The organism is Bacteroides timonensis (assembly GCF_000513195.1).
In the GTDB taxonomy this organism is placed as follows: domain Bacteria; phylum Bacteroidota; class Bacteroidia; order Bacteroidales; family Bacteroidaceae; genus Bacteroides; species Bacteroides timonensis.
The window spans coordinates 1-3,191 of the sequence record NZ_CBVI010000190.1 but is presented as its reverse complement, the minus strand read 5'-3'; the positions used below and the strand labels follow the sequence as shown (position 1 = coordinate 3,191).

Annotated in this window: 3 protein-coding genes and 2 pseudogenes; all 5 read left to right on the top strand. The window is 37.1% G+C overall.

The genetic code is table 11. The features are described from left to right. Window positions 1-352 (top strand): annotated as a pseudogene (locus BN161_RS27670) (bifunctional DNA primase/helicase); the annotation flags it as partial. Then, entirely contained in the window at window positions 349-732 is a 384-nt protein-coding gene (locus BN161_RS27665) for a helix-turn-helix domain-containing protein (protein WP_044272527.1), read from the top strand. The pseudogene BN161_RS27670 and the gene BN161_RS27665, both read left to right, overlap by 4 nt. A 252-nt stretch (window positions 733-984) precedes the next feature. Next, window positions 985-2,205: an AAA family ATPase gene (locus BN161_RS27660; protein WP_044272524.1), complete on the top strand. Its 1,221-nt coding sequence runs from the start codon at window positions 985-987 to the stop codon at window positions 2,203-2,205. 3 nt (window positions 2,206-2,208) lie between these two features. Then, on the top strand, window positions 2,209-2,844 hold the full coding sequence (locus BN161_RS27655; RefSeq protein WP_044272523.1) for an RloB family protein: 636 nt from the start codon (window positions 2,209-2,211) through the stop codon (window positions 2,842-2,844). Window positions 2,845-2,868: 24 nt separating this feature from the next. After that, window positions 2,869-3,191 (top strand): annotated as a pseudogene (locus BN161_RS27650) (TrlF family ATPase); the annotation flags it as partial.

Genomic DNA, 3,191 nt, shown 5'->3' with positions numbered 1-3,191 from the left:
ATCGGTGGTGAAGGCGCTGAAGGTGCGCGATGGCAGTCCGTTGGATGTGCCTATCATGCAGTTTGCATGGGATAAGGATGCCGGGATGCACGTGTATCTGGGAGAAAAGCCGAAAGAGGAAAAGGAGAAGCGGAAAGAGGATGAACTCGTGGCGGTGGCACGGGATATTTTCGGACGGCAGGACTTTATTACTTATGTGGATTTAGCGGAACAGATTCAAGCGATACTGGACGTGAAGGAACGCACGGCGAAAAGTTATATCAAGTTCATGCGGGAGAAGGAAATCATACGGAAAGACCCGTCGAACCAGAGTTATTATATCATCGGAAATTTAAAACAGGCGGGCTTATGATACCATTGGATAAAGAAACATTCGAGGCGTATATGGAACGGTTGCTCGAACAAGTGGAAAGAGTTTTAGGCGCACTGGACAAGAAGAACAAGAAGCCGCAAAATTACCTGAACGGGGAACGGCTGTACGATAACCAGGACGTTTGCCTATTGCTGAACATCAGCAAACGGACACTGCAACGGTATAGGGATAATGGGTTGAAGTATCACACGATCCTACATAAGACGTATTATAGGGAGAAGGACTTGCATGAGTTTATACGGCGGTATTTCGATGGAGAGAATGTAGGGAAAGGCAAAGCGAAGGAATGTAAAGAAGATGAACGTACAGAGGATGGTATGTTGTCAGATGATGAGAACGAACCTATGGAAAATGTTTAGGTTGTTATCATTTCCATTTAAGCAGATTTAGCCGATAACCTGACGTTGTGTGTATCCCGTACTGTCGTGATGATAGGACGGGATATTTTTTCAAAATTTTGGCAGTAATAAGATGATACTGCCGAAAATTTGAAAATGAAAGTAGGAATACATGTTATTAGGCATAAAATAACATAATTCATCTGACAGATGTCCTTTTCTGAAAAATAAAAGCTATATTTGTGGTAAAATCTCAAATAAATCAATTAAAGTATGATTATTCAATTTACAATAGGAAATATTCTATCTTTCAAAGAACAATCTACATTGTCTTTAGCGGCATCGGCTTTGAAGGAAGTACAGGTTCCGGCTGAAGATATAATCTTTAGTGTAGGGACTGCCGGATTATTGTTAATGAAGAGTGCGGTGGTTTATGGTGCCAACGCATCCGGTAAATCCAATTTCATTAAGGCTTTTGAGTTCTTTAAATGGTATGTGATAAATTCATCAAAGGATATTCAGGCGGGGGAACGTGTTAATATAGAAAGTTTTCGGTTAAATTCGCTTACTGCGGGTGAACCAAGTTATTTTGAAGCCATATTCTGTGATGAAGATAATCAATATCGTTATGGATTTGAAGCTGATAATTCTTTGGTACATTCGGAATGGCTCTATCAAAAAGCTAATAAAAAGAGAGCTAAGGAGGTGGAACTATTCTACCGGGAAAAAGATAGCTTCGATATTCATACCAAGTTTGTCGTTGGTAAAGAGCTTGCAGGTAAACGAATGGTGAGAGCAAATGCATTATTGCTTTCTGTTGCGGCACAATTTAATGATCCGACAGCTGTGGAGATAATGAAATGGTTGAACGATACCACTATTATTTCTGGTTCTAATGATGAGAAAATATGGAATACCGCCACCATCCAACTGGATGACATCAGAATGAAACAGAGAATTGTAGAGTTTTCACGCTATGCTGATTTAGGTATTGAGAATATTGAAAAAATTGATAATACTATTGTCAGTACGCATACGCAGTACGATGATGAAGGTAATGAAGTCAAAGCTGTTACTTTCCCATTCAGGAAAAATGAATCGGAAGGTACAATAAAGTATTTTTCTTTAGCATATCCTATTATTGATGCTTTGGATAATGGAAAGCGTCTGATTATAGATGAATTTGATTCTAAGATGCATCCACTTCTTACGTGTAGAATTATTGCCTTGTTTAATTCAAAAGAGACAAATCCGAAAAATGCTCAATTGATTTTCACTACTCACGATACTAATTTATTGAGTGCTAACATATTCCGACGGGATCAGATTTGGTTCACACAAAAAGACCGTTATGGGGCAACCGAACTTTATTCATTAGCAGAGTATAAAGTTCGTAATGATGCTTCGTTTGAAAAAGATTACTTATCCGGAAAGTACGGAGCTATTCCAATTGTCGGAGATTTAACCCGTTTGTTTAATACGCAAGAAAAATAAACTATGGCGGCTACAAAAAGGAAAAATATAAATCCGCGTATCGAAAGAAAGATAACCCGTATCAGTGGTGTGCGTGAAGTGAAACAAACATTTCTGATTATTTGCGAAGGGGTTAATACTGAACCGGACTACTTTAATGCTTTCCGCTTGACTTCTGCCAATGTGAAAGCTATCGGTCAAGGCATGGGAACATTAACATTAGTACAGAAAGCTATCAATATAAAAGAGCTGGAAAGGCAAAGAGGAAGAACATACAATCAGAATTGGGTGGTATTTGACAAAGATGATTTCCCAGAAAATGACTTTAACTCTGCTATCCTATTAGCACGCCAAAATGGTTTTGAAGTGGCTTATAGTAATCAGGCTTTTGAATTTTGGTTCTTACTTCACTTTAATCTGTATCAAGGGGCTTTGCATCGTTCCAGATATGAAAAAATGCTGAGTACTTTACTCGGATTTGCTTATACAAAAAAAACGGGTGTAAGTTCTAAAATGTTTAATGCTTTATTCCCTAAACAAGAACAAGCTATTAATCATGCTAAAACTATCATGAAACAATTTGATGGGAATAACCCAGCGCAACAAGAGTCTTCCACTACTGTTTATTTGTTAGTGGAAGAATTGAATAAATTTCTATAATATAAAACTTTTAATTTACAGCATATGGAATACACATTTAATCAAGGTTCTATTTGGAGAAGATGGGATCTTCATGTTCACACAAAGGGAACCAATAAAAATGATCAATATAAATCAAAAACATTTGATGATTTTTGTGAATTACTTTTTAAAAGAGCATTAGAATTCAAAATTGCAGCAATAGGAATTACTGATTACTTCAGTGTTGAAAATTACATAAACGCCAAAAAATATCAAGATAATATACAACAGCGGTCTCAATTTTCTTTAGAAGAACAAAGAAGACTTAAATCCATATTATTGATACCAAATGTTGAGCTAAGAATGACACCAGTGACTAAACCTGG